At 65.8% G+C, this 459-nt stretch carries 1 protein-coding gene; it reads right to left on the bottom strand.

Annotated elements, in window-relative coordinates; genetic code table 11:
• A partial coding sequence (locus tag ACYVD0_RS13445) for an aldehyde dehydrogenase family protein (RefSeq protein WP_460427304.1) occupies positions 1-459 on the bottom strand: 459 nt, incomplete at both ends.

The raw sequence follows: 459 nt of genomic DNA, 5'->3' as shown, positions 1-459 counted from the left end.
CCGTAGATGATGTTGATCACCCCGGCCGGGAAGCTGTCGCGGAAGGCTTCCAGCAGCGGGCGGATCAGCAGCACGCCGAACTTGGCCGGCTTGAACACCACGGTATTGCCCATGATCAGCGCCGGGATCAGGGTGGTGAAGGTCTCGTTCAGCGGGTAGTTGTAGGGGCCCATGCACAGCGCCACGCCCAGCGGCACGCGGCGGATCTGGCCGAGGGTGCCCTGCTCCAGCTCGAAGCGGCTGGAGCGGCGGTCCAGCTCTTTGAGCTCGTGGATGGTGTCGACGATGTAGTCGCAGGTGCGGTCGAACTCCTTCTCGGAGTCCTTGAGGTTCTTGCCGATCTCCCACATCAGCAGCTTGACCACCGCCTCGCGCTGCTCGCGCATGCGCGCGAGGAAGGTCTCGACGTGCTGGATGCGCTCGGCCACCGGCAGGGTCGGCCACAGGCCCTGGCCGTTA

The sequence above is a fragment of the Azotobacter armeniacus genome (assembly GCF_054779355.1).
This window is presented reverse-complemented; position numbering and strand designations above follow the sequence as displayed.